The following is a 22602-nucleotide window of genomic DNA, read 5'->3' on the forward strand; positions in this document are numbered from 1 at the left end:
AACACCCACCGCTGGCGGCTACGGTGGGTTTCACACGCTTCACCCCGCGCGCCCTGATGACGGGATAACGGCCCGAGAACGGCGTATCAAGGTACCCATAAGCGGCGCAACTAGCGGTCAAGCATCGAGGTCCAGTTTGGTAAGCCGAAGCTCACGATCGACGAGCGATCGCCCCGCGCTGCCCACCGCGGAGACGATCGCCGGAACGAATTTGACGCGGGCAGGAGATATCTCCTCCCAGTCGATGTCGATCATGCGATTGCCATCTCAACCGATCCGACTAGTTGGACAACCTTTAGGGTCGCGGTATCCTTTTTCATTGGCTAGTGCGCAGGCGGGAATGCGTGCCCGCAATTCTATCGGACTTCGGAAAATCCGTTGACCTCGGATCATTCGCACTCCTTCGGCAACAGGAGGGTCATATGAAAAATGCTGTATTGTATTCATGTCTGTCCTTCCTTATCGCGAGCCCTGCGGATGCCGTCGCTGCAGAACCGATATTTGTAGATTTCGATTCCGCGACCTTCAGCAATCCGACCAGGATCGACAACAGGTGGCTCCCCCTGAAGCCAGGATCCGGGATCGTGCTTCAGGGAACGACATCAGAGGAAGGAGAAGTCCTGACCCGCCGGATCGATTTCATGGTCACCGGGCTAACCAAAAGGATCGACGGAGTGGATGCTGTCGTAGCCTACATAGATGATTTCGCGGATGATCAGTTGGTTGAGTCGGAGATCGCCTTTTACGCGCAGGACGATGAGGGCAATGTGTGGTATCTGGGCGAATATCCTGAGGAATACCAGGACGGGGAATTCGTCACCGCAAAACCATGGATACACGGCCTTGAGGGTGCCAAGGCCGGAATGAAGATGAAAGCCTCTCCAAAGGTTGGCGAGGTTCCCTATTTTCAGGGTTGGGGCCCGGCAGTCGATTGGAACGATTTCGCTTTCGTTGCAGAAACGGGAATGAGCGATTGTGTGAGTTCGGATTGCTACGAGGACGTTCTGATGGTCAGGGAAACGAGCCTTGATGAGCAAGGCGCCTTTCAACTCAAATATTACGCCCCTGACATCGGTAATCACCGTGTCGGGTGGGAGGGCAACGACGCAACGCGAGAAGAGTTGGAACTGGTCGAGCGAGTAGCGTTGGACGACGAAGGACTCGAACAGTTGAATGAGAAAGCCCGTGCCTTGGACAGGCGCGGAAGCGAGATCAACCAGATGTACAGCGAGACATCACCTGTGAACTAGGGGCGGTTTCCACTGATCAGTTCCTCGTCTCCGGTAGAGCCGCGGACCAATTATGGGTCTCGGCACGCGCTCTGACACAGTGCCTGACGTTTCAAGGTGCCGTCGATTCATCCGCCCCCGCTTCGATTAACCGGGTGATTTCGGCGTAAAGGTGAGCGGGAACGGCCAGTCCGTCTCGTTGCGCCGCGACCCGCATTTCAGCGCGACGAGCGCCGGGCAAGCGTACACCTTCCTGCGAGGTCATTTCAGACAGCAGGCTTTCGAGCCGGTGTACGAACGCGCCCTTGACGGCGCAGCGCGGATCAAAAACGATAATTGTTTGACCGACGCCGGGCGGTGCGCCTGCTGCATCGAAGAACGAAGTCGCTTCATAGGAATGATTTGCGCCGGTCAGCGTCGCGCAAAGGACCTCCACAACGAGCGCAAGCATGGCCCCTTTGGCTTCGCCGGCGGGCAGCATGGTGCCCGCCAGCGCGGCTTGCGGATCGGTTGTCGGCCGGCCTTCGGCATCGAGCGCCCAGCCCTCCGGGATCGGCTTGCCGGCCTTCGCAGCAGCCATGACCTTCCCGCGGGCGGTTTTCGATAGCGAGAGGTCAACCACCAGTGGCAGCCCATCCAGCCTGGGTGCGGCAAAAGCGATAGGGTTCGTTCCGAACAACGGTTTGGAACCTCCCCACGGCGCCATGGCGGACGGCGCGTTGCCCACCATGAGAGCGACAAGTCCCTGCCCGGCGAGACGTTCAACATGCAAACCAAGCTGACCGCAATGATGCGAGCGCCTGATAAGCGCACCTGCCACGCCCGTTTGCGGCGCGAGTGCTGCGAGCGCGGAAATCGCCGCATTGATCGCCGGGTAGGCAAAGCCGTTTCGCGCATCAACCGTCACCAATGCGGCCGCCGTTTGTTCCGCATGGGGCGTTGCGGTGCCGTCGACCTTGCCGGACCTCGCCTGCGCCGCGTAGGCGGCCACGCGCGAAAATCCGTGGCCGGACTGACCGTCTATCTCCGCAGCAACAAGCGCGTGCGCGACGCTCGTGGCGTTAGGCCGCGTAACGCCACTGTTTTCCAGCGCCCGGATGATCAGTGCCTCCGCCTCGGCAATTGCCAGATTCACAACGTCTTCAGACATGTATCAATTCCAATCCGTAATCCAACGAATGAGCGAGAGCGCAATCGACCCGACAAGTCCTCAAATACCAGTCCCCGCACGCCTCGACGAGCCGCCTTGCGATCATGACGTAGTGGCTTGGGCGCTCAGGTTTGCGAGTGCATGTTTGGCGATCGTACGCTCCTCGTCCGCACCGATGACAAATACTTGGACGGGCGAGTCCACCGCGTGAAGGTTGGTCGCATGCTCCGCGTTGGCCGCCCCGTCAAACCTCAAGCCGGTCCAAGCAAGGCCGTTAAGGATGGTCGTGCGCACTCCGGTATCGTTTTCACCGATCCCACCGGTAATGGCGACCGCGTCCAGCCCGCCCATAGCCGCGATCATCGAACCCGCGTTGCGGATTGCCCAGTAGCAGAAATGGGCGACGGCGAATTCGGCCTCGGACGTCCGGCTTTCACGAAGAGCGCGCATGTCGGAGGTACCGCCGAGCGCCTTGAGGCCACTCTCGCGATTTAGGATCCGCGAGGCGCCCTCAATCCCGTATTCTTTCGCGAGGCGAAGGACCGCGTTCCCGTCGATGGAGCCCGACCGCGTTCCCATCGTCAAACCTTCAAGCGGCGAATAGCCCATTGTAGTGGCAACCGATCTGCCGTCGCATACGGCACAAAGGCTGGCGCCATTCCCCAGGTGCAGCGCCAGCAGACGTGATGGCAGTTCCCCGCCGCAAACCTCGCGCAGTTGCCCAACCAATCCCTCAAAGGAAATTCCATGAAACCCGTAGCGTCGTATGCCCATCTTCGCCGCCGTCTCAGGGATGGCATAACGCAATGCGACCTCGGGGTTCGTCGCGTGAAACGCCGTGTCGAAACTTGCGAATTGCGGCAGACTGGGCGAAATTTCTGCAAGCGCCCGGATTGCAGCGAGGTTATGCGGATTATGCAATGGGGCAAGAGCGCAGCAGGCCTCGATCTCGGCAATGACGTCGGCCGTCAAAAGGCAAGGCGCAATCAACCGGCTGCCGCCATGAACTACCCGATGGGCGGCGGCTCCAAGCTCCTTGATGGGGTACCCGTGCTCCTCGATCGACTTGAGGCACGCCGCCAGCGCAGCAGCGTGATCGGGGAAATCCGCCCGGGTGGTCGACTGCCCCACATCGAGCACGGAGTTTCCTCCGATTTCCGTCGCGCTACCCTCGAGCAGCCTCGTCATGTCGGCGGCGAACATCACGAACTTGATCGATGACGAACCTGCATTGATGACGAGTACATTAGTCATATGAGATCACACCACCGACCTGATCAGACGGAGGCGAGCCAATGCGGCCAGCGTTCCGGTCGTCGTGAGGCGGACTGCATGCGGCGATGTGACAGTAGAAATGCCGCGCACCTAGCTGGTCAGGCCCGCATGTCGGCAGGATCAATGCCCGCAACGGCAACCGGTTTCTTCATCGCATCACGGCGGAACGGTTCCCCCAGCTCCTGGTTGATCATCGCCTCGATCAAGGTCGTCTTACCATGCTTCATCTGGTCTTCGATCGCCTTGTCGAGGGCCGAAGTAAGCTCGTCCATCGTGAACGCCTGAACACCCTCCAGTCCACAGGCTTTCGCGATCCCCGCATATGAGACATCCGTATCAAGCTCGGTCCCGATGAAATTGTCGTCGTACCAAAGGGTCGAATTGCGCTTCTCCGCGCCCCACTGGTAGTTGCGGAAAACGATTTGCGTGATTGCGGGCCACTCGCCACGACCTATCGCCGTGAGTTCCGTGACCGCGATGCCGAAAGCACCGTCCCCGGAGAAGCCCACAACGGGAACGTCGGGACACCCGATCTTGGCGCCCACGATCGACGGGAGGCCGTATCCGCAGGGACCGAACAGGCCCGGCGCAAGGTATTTCCGGCCCACGTCGAACGTCGGATACGCATTACCGATAGCGCAATTGTTGCCGATGTCCGACGATATGATCGCGTCGCGCGGAAGCGCCGATTGGATCGCACGCCACGCCATGCGCGGACTCATCCAGTCAGGCTTGGCGTCGCGGGCGCGCTGGTTCCATGTAGTGCCGGGATCATCCTCCTCGTGGTCCATCGAGGAGAGTTCCTGGGCCCAAGCCGATTTGGTCTGCGCAATCCGCGCCTTGCGTTCTTGCCGGCCTGAATCGCCAGCCGTGTCGCTTAGCCGCGCGAGAATGCCATGCGCGACCTTGTCGGCATCGCCGACGATGCCCACGCTGACAGGTTTCGTCAGTCCAATGCGGTCCGGGTTGATGTCCACCTGAATTATCGCCGCGTCCTTTGGCCAGTAATCGATGCCGTAACCGGGAAGAGTGGAAAATGGATTGAGGCGCGTGCCGAGTGCAAGAACGACGTCCGCCTGCGCAATCAACTGCATTGCCGCCTTTGATCCATTGTATCCGAGCGGTCCCGCAAAAAGGGGATGCGAACCGGGAAATGCGTCATTGTGCTGATATCCGCAGCAGACCGGCGCATCCAGACGTTCAGCGAGCGTCATCGACGCCTCGATGGCGCCCGCAAGCACGACCCCCGCTCCGTTGAGAATAACAGGAAACCTGGATTTGGAGAGAAGAGCGGCGGCACGTTCGAGCGCCTCGTCTCCGCCTGACGGCCGCTCGAAATCGACAATCGCCGGCATTTGGATATCGATTACCTGCGTCCAGAAATCGCGCGGCATGTTTATCTGCGCCGGGGCGGAGGCGCGTTTGGCATGCAGAATGACGCGGTTCAGGACTTCGGCCACGCGGGAGGGATCGCGAACCTCTTCCTGATACGCGACCATATCCTTGAACAGAGCCATCTGCTCGACTTCCTGGAATCCCCCCTGCCCCATGGTTTTGTTGGCCGCCTGGGGAGTGACAAGAAGAAGAGGAGTATGGTTCCAGTATGCCGTCTTTACCGCCGTAACGAAGTTGGTGATACCGGGACCGTTCTGCGCGATCATCATCGACATCTTGCCGGTGGCGCGGGTGTAGCCATCTGCCATCATGCCGCCGGAACCTTCATGTGCACAGTCCCAGAAGGTAATGCCGGCCTTCGGAAACAAATCGGAAATCGGCATGAAGGCCGAGCCGATAATACCAAAAGCATGCCGGATGCCATGGCGCTGCAGCACTTTGACGAAAGCTTCCTCGGTCGTCATTTTCATATCGGTCGGCTCCCGTTCCGTGGCGCACGACACGCGTGCAAACTGATCTCAATGGGCGGAGACTTACTTAAAACCGACGCATACGGTTAGGGCCAGTGATATCGTCGGAATAATGCCAGACCGGTCAGAACTGACTGGCAATGAGCCGGATCCCTTCGGCGATCCTCGACGCTTCCACGGAGGAATAGGCGAGCCTGTAGAAGTTCCTTGGCGCATCTTTCGGATCAAAGAAAACGTGACCGGGCTCGATCAGCACACCAAGCGTGCGCAGCCTTTGCGCAGTTTCCTCGATATCGACATCGTCAGGCGCGCGCATCCAGAAGCTCGATCCGCCGGCAGTGTCCGACTGGGCGACCGTCAGACCGTGTTCCGCAATTGCACCGCGCATGACCGTGCGGCGGTTGGCGAAAGCCTGGCTCATGCGAGCCACCAAGGCATCATAATGACCGAGAGACAGGAAATTGGCGACCGTGCGTTGTATCTGGCCCGGGGGATGGCGCAACACGGTCGCACGCAGCGCCCTCAGTTCGCGTATCAACGGTTCCGGCGCCACGACATAGCCAAGCCGCAGGCCTGGATATAGTGACTTGGAGAATGATCCGACATAGATAACGCGTCCTTCGCTATCGAGCGATTTGAGCGCCGGCGCCGGGGGCTTCGCGAAACTTATTTCGAACTCGTAGTCGTCCTCGACGATTACGTATTCGTTCTTCCGGGCGTGGTCGAGCAAGCCCTGCCGTCGCTCGAGAGGCATGGTGACGTTGGTCGGACAGTGATGGCTCGGCGTTGCGAAGACCGCATCGACCCCTTCGGGAAGGCCTTCATAGACAATGCCTTCGTCATCCACCTGCGCTTGGATGAGTTTGCATCGGGTCTGTTCGAGGATCGCCCGCAGTCCCGGATAACCGGGATTTTCCATGGCGGCGGTCCGCCTCTGGGTAAGCAGGATTTGCGCACACAGCCAAAGCGCGTTCTGAGCGCCCAGCGTTACGAGAATTTCTTCGGGCCGCGCGAAAATGCCGCGTCTCGGCAGCGTGTAAAGCGCGATGAACTTAACCAGTTCCGGGTCATCACGTTCGTAATAGTCCGACGTAACATCAGAAAAATCTTTCTTTCCCAAGGCCTGCAGAGCGCAGAGCCTCCAGTTGTGATGGTCGAACAGCGTGTAATCGGCTTGCCCATAGATGAAGCGGTACGGGTAGTTCTGCCAATCGGACGGTTTCTCGGGAAGGACCTGGCTTGAGTAGCGCTGGCCGATCACCCGGTTCCATTCGATCGTCGGCCTGTCGGGTTGCGCAGTCGGTTCAAAGACCGCCCGCCGGGGCGCACTTTGAGACACGAAATAGCCCGACCGCCCTCGTGAACACAGATAATCGTCGGAAAGGAGTTCTCCATAAGCGAGCGTGACCGTGATCCGGCTTACCCCGAGATGATGAGACAACTTTCGGCTCGATGGAAGCTTGTCGCCCGGATTGAAGCGCCCTGCCAGAATTCCCTGTGAAACGATGTGCTGGATCTGCTGCTGAAGACTGCCCTTGTAATGCGGATCGAGAAAAAAGGCATCCGGCGCTATCTGCATGACCGGCCGTACTCCGCTTTAAAACCCGTCTCCGGCTCTTCGTAGCAGATTACGGCCGCTCGTTCATACCAGTTTTGTGAACTGCTGCCGAATCTGGATCGAATGCGGGTCAGCCAAAGACGCGGTCGAGCGCACCGTCGATCGCGTTCGAGATGGCATCAATGTCACTCTCGGTGGCGATGAGCGCCGGGCTCAGGCACAGGGTATTGTTGAAGCCCGGCAGCGAGCGGTTGGTGGCGCCTATTATGACGCCCTGCGCCATGCAGTCGGCAACCACCTCCTGCACCTTTTTCTCTTCGACCGGCTCCTTCGTGGCCCTGTCCACAACCAGTTCAGCCCCGCAGAACAGACCCTTGCCGCGCACGTCTCCAATAACCTTGTGCTTCTCCATCAGCGTGCGGAGATTGTTCATCAGCCGTTCGCCCATGGCGTTCGTATTGTCGAGCAAGTCTTCATCTTCGATGATGCGCATATTCTCCAGCGCGGCCGCCGGGCCGGCCGCGCAGCCTCCGAACGTGGAAATGTCCCGAAAATACGAAAGTGGATCGTTCGCATCGTCCTTGAACAGGTCGAAAACCGCCTCGGTCGTGACAGTGCAGGAAATCGCCGCATAACCCGAGGCCACGCCTTTTGCCATGGTCACGAAATCTGGTTCGATGCCGTAATTTTGGTAGCCGAACCACGCGCCCGTGCGCCCGACCCCGCACACCACCTCGTCTATGTGGATCAGTATGTCATGACGCTTGCAGATGTCCTGCACTTTTTCCCAATAACCCTTGGGCGGCGTAATGACACCGCCTCCGGCAGTAATTGGCTCGAGGCAGATCGCGCCGATCGTGTCAGGCCCCTCACGCAAGATGACCTGCTCGATCGCGTCGGCGGCAGCTTCACCATAGTTCTCGGTCCCGCCATACTGGTCGCGATACTCGAGGCAATGCGGAACCTCGACAAATCCGGGTGTCATCGGTCCGTACTGCGCCGCGCGCTGCGGCTGACCGCCGGCCGACAGCGCTGCGATCGTCGTGCCGTGATAATCGCGTTCGCGAAAGAGAATCTTGTACTTTCGCCCGTCATGTTTGCGATGCGCGATCTGGCGCACCATTTTGAAAACCTTCTCGTTCGCTTCAGACCCCGAGTTCGAATAGTAGACCCGGCTCATCCCGGGCATCTTCTCGATTAGCTTGCGCGCAAAGAGCGACCCGGGAATCGAGCCAGCCGAATTCGCAAAATAATTCATCCGAACGAGCTGGTCGCGCACGGCATCGGCGATGCTCTCGCGGCCGTAACCGACATTGACGGTCCAAACCCCACCGGAAACAGCGTCGAGGTGCTCCTTGCCGGTCGCATCCCAGACCCGCATCCCCCGACCTTCCACGATCACGCGCGGGTCCACCGTCTCGAACATCCTGTGCTGAACAAGATGATGCCAGAGATGCATGCGGTCGGCTTCGACAATGTCGCGGATGTCGTTGGGGTTGATGCTCGTATTCATGGCTCGTGCTCGCGATCTGCGGCTTTCCCGCCGCCGGGTGGGAGTATCAGCATCGACATTGCACGACCCGATGCGTGTCCACATGCCCACATGCGGGACAAGGATAAGTCCAGATCGGATCGTGCCGGCAGCGAAATTGCCGCGCCTTTATCAGGCGGCTACCGGAACGTGCCGCCCGAACTTCAGCTTCGGCCCTTCCAAGGCACGAGGACGCTTTCGGCCTTGCGCATCAGGATATCGATGCCGAAGCCGATGACCCCGATGAGGATGATACCCATCAACACGATATCAGTGAGCTGAAACTTGGACGCGACCATGATCATCATGCCCGCACCTTCCGAAGCTGCGACCAGTTCCGCGGCGACCACGGTTCCCCAGCACACACCCATGGCAACCCGTGCGCCGGTGAAGATTTCCGGCAGAGAGTTAGGCATGATGACGTGGCGCATGACCTGGAACTTGCTCGCCCCCAGCGAATAAGCGGCGTGCACCTTCGAAATATTGACGCCGGAGACACCGGCGCGCGCGGCAATAGCCATGATCCAGAGCGAGGCCAGGAACAGGAGGATGATCTTGCCGGTCTCGCCGATCCCGAACCAGATAATCACGAGGGGGATGAGGGCTAGCGGCGGGACAGGACGCATGAATTCCACGATCGGTTCGAACCACCCGCGGAACCAGTCCGACAAGCCCATCGCGTAGCCCAACGGGATGCCCAGCAGCGCACCAAAAACGAAACCGGCGATCACGCGAAAAAGGGAGTAGCCTAGATGCCGCCACAGGGTACTGTCGCGATATCCCTCATTGGCAATTTCCACCACTCGGCCGACCACGTCTTCGGGAGGCGGAAGCCAGATGGGCTCCATCTGAAGTCCCGAAGGGGGAGCAAAGCTGATGGCCCCCTTATCGGTGAGCGCAAACCTTCCGGTCTCAGTCCGGATCTCGTCTCCGGCCCCGATTGCTATGCCATCGATGGCGACGACGCGCGCACCGTCCTTGCGTGTGACCTCGTCATTCCTATCAAACAGGATCGTGGCCGTGCGCGACGCGTTCATCGCGACGGCATCATCCTTGGCGATCCCCTCGCCCGGAGCGGCTTCAATACTCTCGGTTTCCTGGCCGAAATCGGCCACCTTCACATATACGGTGGCATCGTCGCGCACGCCGTCCGCGGTTTCCAATGTGTAGGTGAATGACGTTTCGCCGACGAACGGCCCGGGTGCATGCAGGAAACCCGGCACCCAGGACGAGCCGGTGAAAGAGCCCCAGATCAAAAAGACGGTGGTCACCGACACGATGGACGCGATCCGGTTGGACGTTACGGCACTCTCGTCACCAAAGGTCACCGTTTTAAGGGAGGTGAAGTCTCGCGTTGTCTTGTGGACAAGAAATCGCACCGCGAGGAAGGACAGGACGAAGATCGCGACATAGACGAGAAGAATGACCGATCCGATCATTGTGCAGCCTCCGCGCGCCCCATGATCTCTTCTTCCATGTCCCAGATCATTTCCAGAATCTCCTCGCGAGTCCTGGCGTAGTCGGGGTGTTTCTTCACCTCGCGCAGGTCGGCGCCAACGCCCAGATCGGCGAAGGGCAAATTGTATTCCTTGTGGATCCGGCCGGGGCGCGGCGCCATGACCAGCAGGCGTTCGCCCAGAAGCAGCGCCTCCTCCACCGAATGTGTGATCAGGATGATTGTCTTGCCCGTCTCCTTCCAGAGCTTCAGTACAAGTCCCTGCATCTTCTCACGGGTCAGCGCATCCAGCGCGCCCAGCGGTTCGTCCATCAGGATCACGTCCGGGTCGTTGGCCAGGCAGCGGGCGAGCGCCACGCGCTGCTGCATGCCGCCGGAAAGTTCATAGATCGCCTTGTCCTTGAAATCACGCAGGCCGGTGACATTGAGCAGATGATCGACATGTGCGTCATATTGCGAGGGTCTCTGGCCCTCCATTCGTGGACCGAAGCTGACGTTGGAGCGCACATCCATCCATTCGAACAACGCGCCCTGCTGGAACACCATGCCTCGCTCGGCGGCGGGCCCTGTGACCTTGTGCCCGTTCATCACCACCTGCCCTTCGGTGGGGGCCAGGAAGCCCGCCACGATGTTCAGAAGAGTGGTCTTGCCGCAGCCCGAAGGCCCCAGCACGCTCATCAACTCGCCCTCGTTCAGATGCAACGACACGTTCTTGAGTGCCTGCACCGAGCTCCCATTGGGCAGATCAAAGCGCATGGAGATATTCTCGATAGACAGTCCCGTCATGGCCGCCCTTTGTGCTGGTGGTGTGGTCCGGGTCACCGGGAACTATCACGCAAATCGCAGCGGGCGTGAAACGCCCGCCGCGTGGGACGTTTCGCGTTTACATGCCACTCGCCGCCTGCAACGGGCCGGTGTTGACCGCGTTTTCATATGTGTCCAGCGCGCCGTCAATGCTGCCGGCCTCCACAAACACATCAGCTACGCCCTTCATGAAGGTTTGCGCATTGCCGCCCAACCACTTGTCCGAAAGTTGCTCCTCGACGGTCGGGAAGGTGAAAGTCGCCATGGTTTCGGCAGTCGCGGTCTCGTCCATGCCGGCGTCTTTGGCGATCAAGGGAAGCATCTCGGCATGGTTCGCCTCGTCCGCCCACATGGCGTTGGCGTCCGCAGTTACCTTGAGGAATTTGGCGACCAAATCACCGTTCTCGGCCACCCAGCCAGCCGGGCCGGACGTGACGTCAAACACCAATATGCCCAACTCGGTCTTCTCGGCACCGGTCAAAAGCGTATTGCCGTGTTCGAGTGCGCGGCGCAACGAGCCGCCCCAGCCGCAGAACACGTCAACAGAGCCCTGAGCAATCGCAGCGGCACCGTCGGGCGGGTCCATGTCCACCACATCCATGGAGGCCACGTCCACGCCGAAATGGTCCATCTGCTTCAGGAAGCCGTAATGCGCCGCCGTTCCTAGCGGCACGGCAACCTTTTTACCGGCCAGTTCTTCCGCATTCGTCTTGTCTATCTCGTGCTCGGACCGTACGACGCAGTTGTCGTTGTCGGCATAGGAAACCGCCACGTCGAGGATTTGCAGATCCTGGCCGGCGGATGTCGCAACCACAAAAGGCGGCACCCCTTGGCTGACCGACAGATTTACATCGCCAGATGCCATCGCCGCCGACATCTTGACGCCAGATTCGAAGCTGACCCAATTTATGTCGACACCCAACTCTTCCTCGTAGGTGCCTTTCTGCTTTGCGTATTCGAATGGCATCGGCCATTCGAGGAAATAAGCCACCGTGATTTCTTCCGCCCTCACCTGCGTCATGCTGAACATCGCCGCGCCGGCGGCGAGCATCGCGATGGCGGACTTGATGGTTCCTGATCTCATATCGTACTCCTCCCTGTTGTCGCGTTGACCGCAGTTCCGCTGGGGCAGATCTGCAGTGAATATGGACCACGACCATTCCGCAACTTTTTCGAAGGCGGTGTCCAAAAAAAACGTCATCTCCCAGAAGGCTGAATTATAGTTTCGATAAAATCGAAATAATTGGTCGAAACCCTCACGAATCCGGGTAATATGCCGTCATGCAGCGAACGGCTTTGAGCCTGCGTGGTCTGGAGATATTCCAACTCGTGGCAAAATCAGGATCGGTGGGCAAGGTCGCCGCCGAAACCGGCCTGTCCATCAGCACGGTGTCCCACCATTTACGCGGCGTTGAGGAATCGCTGGGCGTCAGCCTCCTCGATCACTCCCGCAGACCGATGGTTCTGACCCCGGCGGGCAGCACCTTTGCCCGCTACGTGGAAGACGGCCTTAGGCTCATTCGTCGTGGCGAAATCGAGCTGACATCGGGCGACCTTTCACAGACGCGAGAGCTGCGGTTCGGGATCGTCGACGATTTCGACAACGAGGTTGCGCCGGAACTGACCCGGTTTCTGGCGCGTGCGATGCCGAAGTGCACCTTCAATCATCACACCCGTCCAAGCCATGATATCGTCCGGCTTCTTTCCGAGCGAAAACTCGACGTTGGCGTTGCGACCCGTCCGATCACCGGCGCTTCCGGATTATCCGAGTATCCGCTTTTGCGGGACCCCTTCGTGATCGCCCTCCCCGCCTCGAGCTCCGATGCGCCTGAAAGCTGCCTGGCGGGACGCTCCAAGCTCACGTTCCTTCGCTACTCGAGAAACCAGATCATCGGAAAACTGATCGAATCCCATCTGCGCCGCCTGCGGTTATCTCTGCCGAACCGGTTTGAGCTCGAGAGCAATCAGTCAATTATCGCGATGGTGGCCGACGGAAGCAGTTGGGCGATCACCACACCCAACAGCTACTTGCGCGCCAGAAGGTTCCACGACCGCGTGACGCTTCACCCATTTCCCAGCAAGGGTTTCGCTCGCACCCTATCGCTGTTTACCACTGAAGATTATCCGCAGAATGTAACCGATATGATTGCGACGACCCTGCGTCGCCTGATCACGCGGCACATGATAGAGCCGGTCTCCATTCAAGCCCCGTGGCTGGCTTCAAGCTTTCGCCTGCTTGGCGGCGACGACCCTGAAGCAGCCTGAGACGGTCCGTTCCTGGCGCTGTCCCGCATCGGCGGCAGGCCGGCACCTGGCGTCTGTTGCTGTCTGGTCACCAACATGTTTCCTCAGTCAAATACTCAAAACCTGGTTTCGATATCCTCGAAACCATGACGACCCGTTTGACCCGTCTGCCGGAAAAAGGCGTTGGTTTCTGGGCCAGTAGGAAAAGGGGCGATGAAAACGCGTACAAAAGTAGTGGTGATCGGCGGCGGCATCGCCGGCTGCTCGACGCTCTATCACCTGACGCGGGAGGGTTGGAGCGATGTGGTTCTGATCGAGCGTGACGAACTGACCTCGGGAACGACCTGGCATTCAGCCGCGCAGGTGACCAATTTCGGCATGAACCAGACCATGGTGGGGCTGAAGAGCCATTCCATCTCGCTCTACAGGGAACTGGCGGATGATCCGGAATATCCGATCAACTACCATCACGCCGATGGCGGCATCCGCCTAGCTGGCTCCGAAGCGCAGATGCAGGGATATCGGCATTTTGCCTCGATGGCGCGCGGCATGGGAGTGGAGTTCGAGATCCTCGACGCCGAGGAATGTGCCCGCCGCCATCCGTTGATTTCGACCGACGACCTTTTGGGCGGGCTCTGGGACCCGCTCGATGGCGACATCGACCCGGCGCAACTCTGCCAGGCGCTGGCTCGCCGGGCTCGCAAGGCCGGTGCCGAGGTTTATCGCCATACGCCGGTAACCGGGCTCACCAAGCACGGTGACGATACATGGACCGTACACACGCAAAATGGCGATATCGACTGCGATATCGTCGTGAATGCCTGCGGCTATCGCGTGAACGAGGTGGGCGCAATGATGGGCGTGCATCACCCAGTAGTCTCCATGGAGCATCAGTATTTTCTGACCGAGGATATCCCCGCGATCCGCGAGGCCGGGCACCGGATGCCGCTCATTCGCTGTCCGATCAGCGATTTCTACTGCCGCCAGGAAAAACAGGGTTTGCTCGTCGGGTTCTACGAGCAGGACTGCAAGACCTGGGGCCTGGACGGGATCGATCCGAATTTCGTCAACGCGCTCTGTCCGGACGACCTCGAAAGGGTGGCGGACGTGCTGGAGGGCGCGATCGCGCGGCTACCGGTGCTGGCCGAGACCGGCATCCGCAGCATTATCAACGGACCGATCACCTACACGATCGACGGCGCGCCGCTCGTCGGACCGATTCCGGGCAAGCGGAACGCATTCTGCATCATCGGGTTGCGTGCGGGCCTTGGAGAAGGCGGTGGTCACGGATGGCTCCTGGCGCAGCAGATCGTCCACGGCGAAGCCTGTTACGACACCTGGTGCATCGATCCGCGCCGGTTCACCGGCCATGCGAATGTCGAACTGACCGCTCTAAAGGCGATCGAGGATTACCAGAACGAATTCCGGTTTCATTTTCCGCATGAACACCGCCCTGCCGGACGGCCGGCGAAAACGACGCCGCTCTATCCCTTGCTGGCAGCCGAAGGAGCCGAGTTCACAGTGGTCAATGGATGGGAGCGTGCCGACTACTTCAAGCCGGCGCCGGACTTCCGGACCTCACTAAGCTTCCATTTCGACGAAGCCTTCGACGTGGTGGCGCGCGAGGTAGCAAATGTGCGCGACAATGTCGGCCTCTGCGAAGTCAACGGCTTCAACCGGTTCGAGATCACCGGCAAGGACGCCCATGCCTTCCTAGACCGCATGTTCTGTGGCCGAGTCACCCGAAACCCCAGACGTGTGGGGCTCGGCTACCTGTTGAACCACGACGGCATGGTGAAGGGCGAAGCCACCATCGCCAACCTGCCCGCCAGCGACCGCGGACCTGACCGCATCTGGTACGGCTCAGCGGCTGCCAGTGAGTTTCACGATATGGACTGGCTGAGCATGCACCTCCAACCCGGTGAGGACGTACAGGTCCGATCACTCACCAACGACCTGACGATACTGGTCCTCGCCGGGCCGCGTGCGCGCGCTGTGCTCTCTGCCTGTTCCCGGGCCGACTGGTCCAGAAAGGCTTTCCCCTGGCTCAGCGTGCGCGAATGCTTCATCGGCTTTGCTCCGGCGACGGTCATGGGCGTCAGCTTCTCCGGTGAACTGGCCTACGAAATCCATGTCCCCAACGCCTCGCTCCACGCGGCCTGGCTTGCGCTGCGCAAGGCAGGCGAAGCCTTCGGCATCGAGCTCTTCGGCGCCCGCGCGGTGGAATCGATGCGGATGGAAAAGGGTTTCCTGCATTGGAAAGCGGACATCATCACCGAGTTCGATCCGTTCGAAACCGGCCTCGAACGATTCGTGAAGCTCGACAAGCCCGCCTTTGTTGGCAAGGAGGCTCTGCTCAAGCGCCGGCCCGCGGGGGTGCGCAAGAAGCTTGTCACGCTTCAACTGGATGCCACCCATGCGCCTGCCCATCCGGGAGCATCCGTCTTGGGGGGAAAAGAGGTCGTTGGTATCGTGACCTCGGGAGGTTGGGGCCATCGCACTGGCTTGAACCTGGCCTATGCTTTTGTCTCTCCGGCGATTTCGGCCCCCGGGACCGTGGCGACAGTCGACGTCCTCGGTGCGCCGATCCCTGCGCGGGTCATTCAGCCAAGCCCCTACGATCCTGACTTCGCCCGTATCCGGGCGTAACCGCCAACCAGCGAGGATAGAAATGTATCTTCTGCACCAGATCGCCGCTCCGTACGACGAGCCACGGAATGTCTGAACCATGAGCGCTCGCAAGTTCACCGGCAATTTCACCCAGCAGGAGCCCCTCTCCGAGACGGCCATCGAAGCTGCTGCGGCAGTCCTGCGGAGCGGACGGCTGCATCGTTACAATCTGGCGCCCGGCGAGGTGGGCGAGGTAGCGCTGCTGGAAGAGGAATTCGCAGCCTGGCAGGGCAGCCGATACTGCATTGCCGTGGCATCGGGCGGGCAGGCAATCCAGATCGCCTTGCGTGCGGCGGGCGTGGCGCCTGACGATCGTGTCCTTACGAACGCCTTCACGCTCGCGCCCGTCCCCGGTGCGATCCACGCCGTTGGGGCGCGGCCCGTGCTCGTCGAAATCGACGAGAATCTTCGCCTCGACTTCGAGGACCTCGCTCGCAGGGCCGAGAGTTCCGGAGCGCGTTTCCTGTTGCTCTCGCACATGCGCGGCCACCTGTGCGACATGGACCGGCTGATGTCGCGGGTGGCGCAATTCGGGCTGACCGTTATCGAGGATTGCGCCCATACAATGGGCGCGACCTGGAACAATCTGCGCTCGGGGAGTTTCGGCCTTGCGGGCTGCTTTTCCACGCAAACCTACAAGCATATCAACTCGGGTGAAGGCGGGCTTCTCACTTCCGACGATCCCGACTTCATTGCCCGCGCGACGATCCTCTCGGGCAGCTACATGCATTATGCTCGCCATGGGGCGGGACCGGATCCGGAACACTTCGCCCGACCGCGCTATGACATGGCCAACATGTCGGCCCGCATGGACGCGCTGCGTGCCGCGATCCTGCGACCGCAGATCAGGTCGATCGAGGAGAACGTGGCGCGCTGGAACCGCCTCTACACTGCCGTCGCCTCGGAACTCGTCAGTTCGAACCGGATCGTACTACCTGCTCGTCCGGAGGCCGAAGGCATGGTGGGCTCATCGATTCAGTTCAGGGTGCCGGACCTCGGCGAAGCTGGTTGTCGCCGCGTGGTAGCGCAAGCAGGCCTGCGCGGAGTGGAGCTTAAGTGGTTCGGCAACGAGGAGCCCAAGGGCTTCACCTCGATGCATCGGAGCTGGCGCTATGTGGACCCTCATCAACTGCCTCAGACAGACGGGGTGCTCGCAACGCTGTTCGACATGCGCCTTCCGCTCACATTTTCTGAAGACGACTGCACCCTGATCGGGCGGATCATCCGCGAAGAGGTCAGCGAAGTGCGTCTATGAGCCCCCACACCCTGCATTTCCGGGTCACACCTTCACCCTTTCTGATCTCGGGTCGTAGAATGGCTTCAAGGATGCATTCGCCGCGAAGCGCTGCCCGGCGACCTCGATCTCGTAGCGCGATGCCAGCACCTCCTCTACCGTCTCGCCCGCGCAGGGCACGTAGCCCATGCCCACGGCCGCACCGAGATGGTGGCCATAACTGCCGGAACTGAGGTATCCCACTATTACGTCGTCGCGGATGATGGGCTCGGCGTGATAGAGCAGCGGTTCGGGATCGCTCAGCAGGAACTGCACAAGACGCTTCTGGAGCCCCTCCTCTCGCTTGCGTTCCACCGCATCGCGGCCGATGTAAGCCACATCGGTTTTCTTCATGGCAAAGCCCAGGCCCGCTTCGAGAATGTGATCTTCACTGGAAATGTCATGACCGAAATGGCGAAAGCCCTTTTCGATGCGGCAGCTGTCCATCATGTGTAGCCCGCAGAGCTTGGCGTTCATCTCGCGCCCGGCTTCGCGCAGCACTTCGAAGACATGTGCCGCCATGTCGCTCGAAACGTAAATCTCCCAGCCCAGTTCGCCCACATAGGTGACGCGATGCGCGCGGGCCAGCCCCATGCCGATCTCGATTTCCTGACAGGTACCGAAGGGATTTAAAGCATTTGAGAAATCGTTGGGCGACACACGCTGCATCAGCGCCCGCGCGTTCGGACCCATGACGCAGATCACCGCCTCTGCCGCTGTCATGTCGGTGAGCGTCACCCGATATTCGCCCGCCTGTCGGCGCATCCATTCCTGATCCGCCAACCGCGTAGCGGCGGGCGTCACCACCAGGTAGGCGGTTTCCGACAGGCGGGTGATCGTCACGTCTGCCTCGATTCCGCCGCGCGTATTCAGGAACTGGCTGTAGACGATCTTGCCTACCGGCACCGACAGATTGCCGGCTGCGACGTAGTTCAGAAACGCCTCAGCCTGCGGGCCCTCGACGCGAATCTTGCCAAAGGAAGACATGTCGTAGACGCCGACGTTTTCGCGAATCGCCATGTGCTCGCGAGAGGCGTTGGCAAACCAGTTCTGCCGTTGCCACGAGTATTGATATTCCGGCGCTTGGCCCGGATCGGCGAACCAATTGGCACGCTCCCAGCCGGCGAGTTCGCCGAAGACTGCGCCTTCGGCCTTCAGCGCATCGTGCAGAGGCGAGCGGCGGATACCGCGGGCGGTAGCCTTCTGGCGGTAGGGGAAGTGGTCGGCATAGAGCAGACCCAGCGTTTCCCTGGATCGCTCGAAGAGGTAAGTCTTGTTGCCCTGGAAGGGCTGCATCCGCGCTATATCCACATCGCCCAAGTCGAAGGGCTTTTCGCCCGTGTCCATCCACGAGGCCAGCGCCATGCCGGCACCACCCGCGGACTGTATGCCGATCGAGTTAAATCCGGCCGCCACCCAGACATTGTCCATCCCGGGCGCAAGGCCAAGGTGATAGGCGTCGTCGGGCGTGAAGCTTTCAGGTCCGTTGAAGAAGGTGTGAATGCCCGCCTCTGCCAGCAGCGGCATCCTGTTCACCGCCATTTCGAGGATGGGCTCGAAATGGTCGAAATCTTCCGGCAGTTGGTCGAATTCGAAGTCTTCGGGGATGCCATTCATTCCCCAGGGCTTGGCCTCGGGTTCGAAAGCGCCCAAGAGGATCTTCCCGGCGTCCTCCTTGTAATAGGCGCATTCCTCCGGCACCCGGAGGACCGGGAGTTGCGACAGACCGGGCACCGTGTCGGTGACGATGTAGAAATGCTCGCAGGCATGCAGCGGGACGGTCACGCCCATTTTGCGCCCGACTTCATGGCCCCACATGCCGGCGCAATTGATGACGTGATCACAGGCGATGGTGCCGCTCTGGCCTTCCGCCTCCCACGATACGCCGATGATGCGGCGGCCATCCTTCCCAAAGCCTGTGACCTTGGTGCGTTCGAGCACCTGCGCGCCGCGCATTTTCGCGCCCCTGGCCAGCGCCAGCGCGATGTTGGCGGGATCACCCTGTCCGTCCTTGTCGAGATAGACCGCCGCGGTCACGTCCTCGATATTGACATGCGGGTAGCGCGCCAGCAGCTCTGACGGACTGATTTCCTCGACCTCGACGCCGAAAGCGCGCGCCATCGAGGCCTGTCGCAATATCTCTTCGCGGCGCTCATCCGACAGGGCCACGGTGATCGAGCCGTTGCGGCGGAAGCCCGTCGCGACGCCGGTTTCTTCTTCAAGGCTACCGTAAAGCTCCTGGCTGTATTTCGCCAGCCGCGTCATGTTCTGCGAGGCGCGCAACTGCGCGATCAATCCGGCCGCGTGCCAGGTGGTGCCGGAGGTCAGCTGCTTGCGTTCAAGGAGCACCACATCCGTCCAGCCAAGCTTGGTCAGATGATAGGCAACCGAGCAGCCGATCACGCCACCGCCAATTATGACCGCTTGGGCTTTTTGAGGGGGAAGAGCCATTCCGAACAGTCCTTTAATGAAAGGTCAGGCGCGGATGCGGGCGTTGTCCGCGTCCCAAAGAGAGGCAGTGTCCTGCACGGTTGCGGTCAGGCGCTGGCCGTAGACTTCGACCTCGACAGTGCCGCCAGCGGGGACGGAGGCGTCAAGCATTGCGATCGCAAGGGCAGCATCCACGCGGTAGCCGTAGGCGGCTGAAAGAACCTCGCCCACGCGTTCGCCATTCGAAAAGATCGCCGCCATGTAGGGCGCGTCCTGCTGGCCCGGTTCGACCACCAGTGTAAGGAGACGCCTGACCGGCGCGGTCTTGGCGGAAGCTGTCAATGCCGCCTTTCCAGGGAAATCCTGCGGCTTGCCTAGTTTAACAAACCGTTCCAACCCACTTTCAAACAAGCTATAATCGGTGGAGAGATCGCCCTTCCATGTCAGATACCCTTTCTCAATGCGCATTGAATTCAGCGCATACATGCCGAAGGGTGTCGCGCCCGCGCCGCGGATCGCGGCATAGACCTCGGCGGTGTCTTCGGGCGCGGCATGAACTTCCCAGCCCAACTCGCCTGCAAAGGAGACCCGCGCCAGCATCGCCGGCTTGCCCGCCACGGTGGCCTGTTGGTGCGACAGCCAGTCGAGCGACAGGTCCGCGTCAGAAATTCCCGCCAACAGCTCCCGCGCCTTGGGACCGGTAACAAGCATGGCAGTCACATCGGCGGTCCGGTCGGTCAGCGTCAGTCCCATGGGAAGCTTGCGCGACAGAATCTCGAAGTCGTGCCACTGCGCCACTGCGGCAGTCATCAGGGTGAAGTCATCTTCGCCGTGGCGAATGCATGACATCTCGGTTAGCACGCGGCCGCGCGCATCGGCCAAGTAAACGAGGTTCATCCGGCCCACCTTGGGCAGGGCGCCCGCGATCAGTCCGCGAAGCCATTCCGCCGCGCCTTCGCCGCTCAGGCCGAACCGCGAGAAACCGCAGAGGTCGATCACGCCGACGCCGTCGCGCACTGCCTCGACCTCTTCGCGCAGGCGCGACTCCCAAGGGCCATTGCGATGCCACGTGAGAGTCGCCTCTTCCGAGGTGTCGTCGCCGGGCTTGGCGAACCAGTTGGCCCGCTCCCAGCCGTTATAGGCGCCCATCTGCCCGCCGTCTGTGACAAGCCGAGCATGGTTCGGCGAAAGCTTCTTGTTGCGCCCGGCCGGCCACTCGTGATGCGGGAAATGCATCGCGTACTCATGGCCGTAGGTCTCCAGTGCCTTGCCCAGCGAGTACTGCGCGTCGGCATGCCCGGTGTAGCGGCGGGGATCGCAGGACCACATGTCCCATTCGGTGTAGCCGTGCATGATCCACTCCGACAGTACCTTGCCCGCGCCGCCGCCTTGCGCGATGCCGAAAGTGAAGCTGTGGGCCTCGAAAGCATTGGGTACGCCGGGCATCGGGCCGATCATCGGCAGTCCGTCCGGCGCGTAGGGAATCGGCCCGTTGATGTTGCGCTGCACGCCCTGACTGCCCAGAAGCGGCACCCGCGCCATGGCGTCCTCGATATACCACTCGAGCCGATCGAGATCGTCGGGGAAGAGCTGGAAGCTGAAATCGTCGGGCAACTGGTCGTCCGCGCCGACCCAGGCCGCCCGGCAGTTACGCTCATAGGGGCCGAGGTTCAGCGAATGGGTGTCCTGACGCAAATAGTAGGAACTGTCGACGTCGCGCAGCAGAGGAAGCTTGCGGCCATGCTCCTTGGTCCACGCAGCGATTTCGGGGATCGCCTCGGTCAGAAAATACTGGTGGCTCATGACCGTGAGCGGCACCTTGCGCCCGCCATGGGGCAGGAACCACTCGCCCACGCGCGCGGCATAATAGCCGGCGGCATTCACGACATACTCGCAGCGGATGTCGCCCTTGTCGGTGTGCACGATCCATTCGCCATTTTCGCGGCTTACGCCGGTGGCGGAGGTGAAGCGCGCGATGGTACCGCCATTGGAACGCGCGCCCTTGGCCAGCGCCTGGGTCACCTGGCTGGGATCGATGTCGCCGTCGAGCGGATCCCAGAGCCCGCCTTCCAGATCATGCGTCTCCATGAAGGGGAAATGCGCCTGCAACTCTTCGGGCGTGCACATGTCCATGGTCAGCCCCATATGGGCTGCCAAGCCTTGCACGCGCTCGAACTCCATCATGCGCTGCTGCGTATGGGCCAGGCGGACTGCGCCGGTGACGTGGTAGTTGATCGGATAGTCGACGATGCTGGCCAGATCCCGGTACAGCGCGAGCCCGTAGCGCTGCATGTTCATCACACCGTAATTGCCGGCGAAATTCGGACAATTGCCCGCCGCGTGCCAGGTCGACCCGGCGGTCAGTTCGTTCTTCTCGAGCAGGACACAATCGGTCCAGCCCGCCTTTGCCAGATGATAGAGCGCCGAGACACCGACGATACCGCCACCGACAATCACCACGCGCGCAGTTGGAGGAAGGGTCGTCATGATCAAACCTCAATAGACCGGGGGAGAGATGACCCAGATCGCGACTGCGGGGTCGTCATAGGGATTGGCCCAGCGATATTTTGAGCCCTTGATGCGGAAGCTGTCGCCGGCATTGATCGTGAAACCACGATCCCCGATCACGATGTCGAGCCTGCCCGATATCAGGTAAATCACCTCCGAGGTGGCACGCTGGCGGTAATGTTCAAGCGCGGAGCGCGGCAGGAATGTCGAGTGGATGACCTCGAAATCGTCGGTGAGATCGGGGGAAATCAAGGCTTCGACAAGACCGGTGTCGCGCTGGCCGAGTTCGCGGCGGGCCGAGGCCCGAACGATCAGTCCCCGCTCTTCCTCTGGGGCATCGGCGACACCGAAGAACATCGACAACGGCACGCCGAGAATACGCGCGATCGTGTGCAGGTCGTCCACCGACGGTCTCGACAGGCCCCGCTCCACCTGAGAGACCCAGCCAAGCGATTTTCCCGTCCTCTTCGAAAGCTCTTCGAGCGTTATCCCGCGGGAGTTCCGCAAGGCCCTAATGTCCTGCCCAACGCTCCTGTCGCCCGACATTTTCTCGCAGGTTCCTCCCTGTGGAAGCGCAAACACCGTGCGTGCTCCCGGCGTGAAATTCTA

16 protein-coding genes are annotated in these 22602 nt (G+C 60.7%); 4 read left to right on the forward strand and 12 right to left on the reverse strand.

Going from position 1 to position 22602, the window contains the following annotated elements; genetic code table 11:
- Positions 1–117: 117 nt before the first annotated feature.
- The gene (locus tag LC298_RS06490) at positions 118–255 is read right to left on the reverse strand and encodes a hypothetical protein (protein WP_158284749.1); all 138 of its coding nucleotides are present in this window, start codon (positions 253–255) and stop codon (positions 118–120) included.
- A gap of 329 nt (positions 256–584) precedes the next feature.
- Here LC298_RS06490 and LC298_RS06495 point away from each other — a divergent pair, with 329 nt between their 5' ends.
- Complete coding sequence (locus LC298_RS06495; protein ID WP_131567969.1) at positions 585–1250, forward strand: hypothetical protein; 666 nt, start codon at positions 585–587, stop codon at positions 1248–1250.
- A gap of 91 nt (positions 1251–1341) precedes the next feature.
- On the opposite strand, the gene LC298_RS06500 is transcribed toward LC298_RS06495, so the two are convergent.
- From LC298_RS06500 to LC298_RS06535, 8 genes are all read right to left on the reverse strand, one after another.
- Positions 1342–2364, reverse strand: a complete 1023-nt coding sequence (locus LC298_RS06500) for an Ldh family oxidoreductase (RefSeq protein ID WP_199223264.1) — start codon at positions 2362–2364, stop codon at positions 1342–1344.
- A gap of 117 nt (positions 2365–2481) precedes the next feature.
- Positions 2482–3633 carry an acetate/propionate family kinase gene (locus tag LC298_RS06505; RefSeq protein WP_131567965.1) on the reverse strand — a complete coding sequence of 384 codons (1152 nt, stop codon included), beginning with the start codon at positions 3631–3633 and terminating at the stop codon, positions 2482–2484.
- 119 nt (positions 3634–3752) lie between these two features.
- Positions 3753–5519, reverse strand: coding sequence for a sulfoacetaldehyde acetyltransferase (gene xsc, locus LC298_RS06510; protein ID WP_131567963.1), 1767 nt, complete (start codon positions 5517–5519; stop codon positions 3753–3755).
- 124 nt (positions 5520–5643) lie between these two features.
- Positions 5644–7098, reverse strand: coding sequence for a MocR-like pyridoxine biosynthesis transcription factor PdxR (gene pdxR, locus LC298_RS06515; protein WP_131567961.1), 1455 nt, complete (start codon positions 7096–7098; stop codon positions 5644–5646).
- Positions 7099–7207: 109 nt separating this feature from the next.
- Positions 7208–8590 (reverse strand): aminotransferase family protein, encoded by a 1383-nt coding sequence (locus LC298_RS06520; protein ID WP_131567959.1) that lies wholly within the window; start codon positions 8588–8590, stop codon positions 7208–7210.
- A 182-nt stretch (positions 8591–8772) separates the two neighbouring features.
- Entirely contained in the window at positions 8773–10047 is a 1275-nt protein-coding gene (locus tag LC298_RS06525) for an ABC transporter permease (protein ID WP_131567957.1), read from the reverse strand.
- Entirely contained in the window at positions 10044–10820 is a 777-nt protein-coding gene (locus LC298_RS06530) for an ABC transporter ATP-binding protein (protein ID WP_280176619.1), read from the reverse strand. Before LC298_RS06530 ends, LC298_RS06525 begins: the two co-directional genes overlap by 4 nt.
- A gap of 127 nt (positions 10821–10947) precedes the next feature.
- Positions 10948–11952, reverse strand: coding sequence for a taurine ABC transporter substrate-binding protein (locus tag LC298_RS06535; RefSeq protein ID WP_199223249.1), 1005 nt, complete (start codon positions 11950–11952; stop codon positions 10948–10950).
- 197 nt (positions 11953–12149) lie between these two features.
- On the opposite strand from LC298_RS06535, the gene LC298_RS06540 reads away from it, so the two are divergent.
- From LC298_RS06540 to LC298_RS06550, 3 genes are all read left to right on the forward strand, one after another.
- On the forward strand, positions 12150–13133 hold the full coding sequence (locus tag LC298_RS06540; protein WP_131567953.1) for a LysR family transcriptional regulator: 984 nt from the start codon (positions 12150–12152) through the stop codon (positions 13131–13133).
- A gap of 192 nt (positions 13134–13325) precedes the next feature.
- On the forward strand, positions 13326–15761 hold the full coding sequence (locus LC298_RS06545) for a GcvT family protein (RefSeq protein ID WP_131567951.1): 2436 nt from the start codon (positions 13326–13328) through the stop codon (positions 15759–15761).
- Between the two features lie 79 nt (positions 15762–15840).
- A complete protein-coding gene (locus LC298_RS06550; RefSeq protein WP_131567949.1) occupies positions 15841–17037 on the forward strand; it encodes a DegT/DnrJ/EryC1/StrS family aminotransferase in 1197 nt (398 codons plus the stop codon).
- Positions 17038–17061: 24 nt separating this feature from the next.
- On the opposite strand, the gene LC298_RS06555 is transcribed toward LC298_RS06550, so the two are convergent.
- Genes LC298_RS06555 through LC298_RS06565 form a run of 3 tightly spaced genes read right to left on the reverse strand, consistent with a single transcriptional unit; the run spans position 17062 to position 22539 of the window.
- On the reverse strand, positions 17062–19506 hold the full coding sequence (locus LC298_RS06555) for a GcvT family protein (RefSeq protein WP_131567947.1): 2445 nt from the start codon (positions 19504–19506) through the stop codon (positions 17062–17064).
- A gap of 24 nt (positions 19507–19530) precedes the next feature.
- Positions 19531–21972, reverse strand: a complete 2442-nt coding sequence (locus LC298_RS06560; protein WP_131567945.1) for a GcvT family protein — start codon at positions 21970–21972, stop codon at positions 19531–19533.
- 9 nt (positions 21973–21981) lie between these two features.
- Positions 21982–22539, reverse strand: coding sequence for a helix-turn-helix domain-containing protein (locus tag LC298_RS06565; protein ID WP_131567943.1), 558 nt, complete (start codon positions 22537–22539; stop codon positions 21982–21984).
- Positions 22540–22602 lie beyond the last annotated feature (63 nt).

Source organism: Oricola cellulosilytica (assembly GCF_019966575.1).
Taxonomy (GTDB): Bacteria; Pseudomonadota; Alphaproteobacteria; order Rhizobiales; family Rhizobiaceae; genus Oricola; species Oricola cellulosilytica.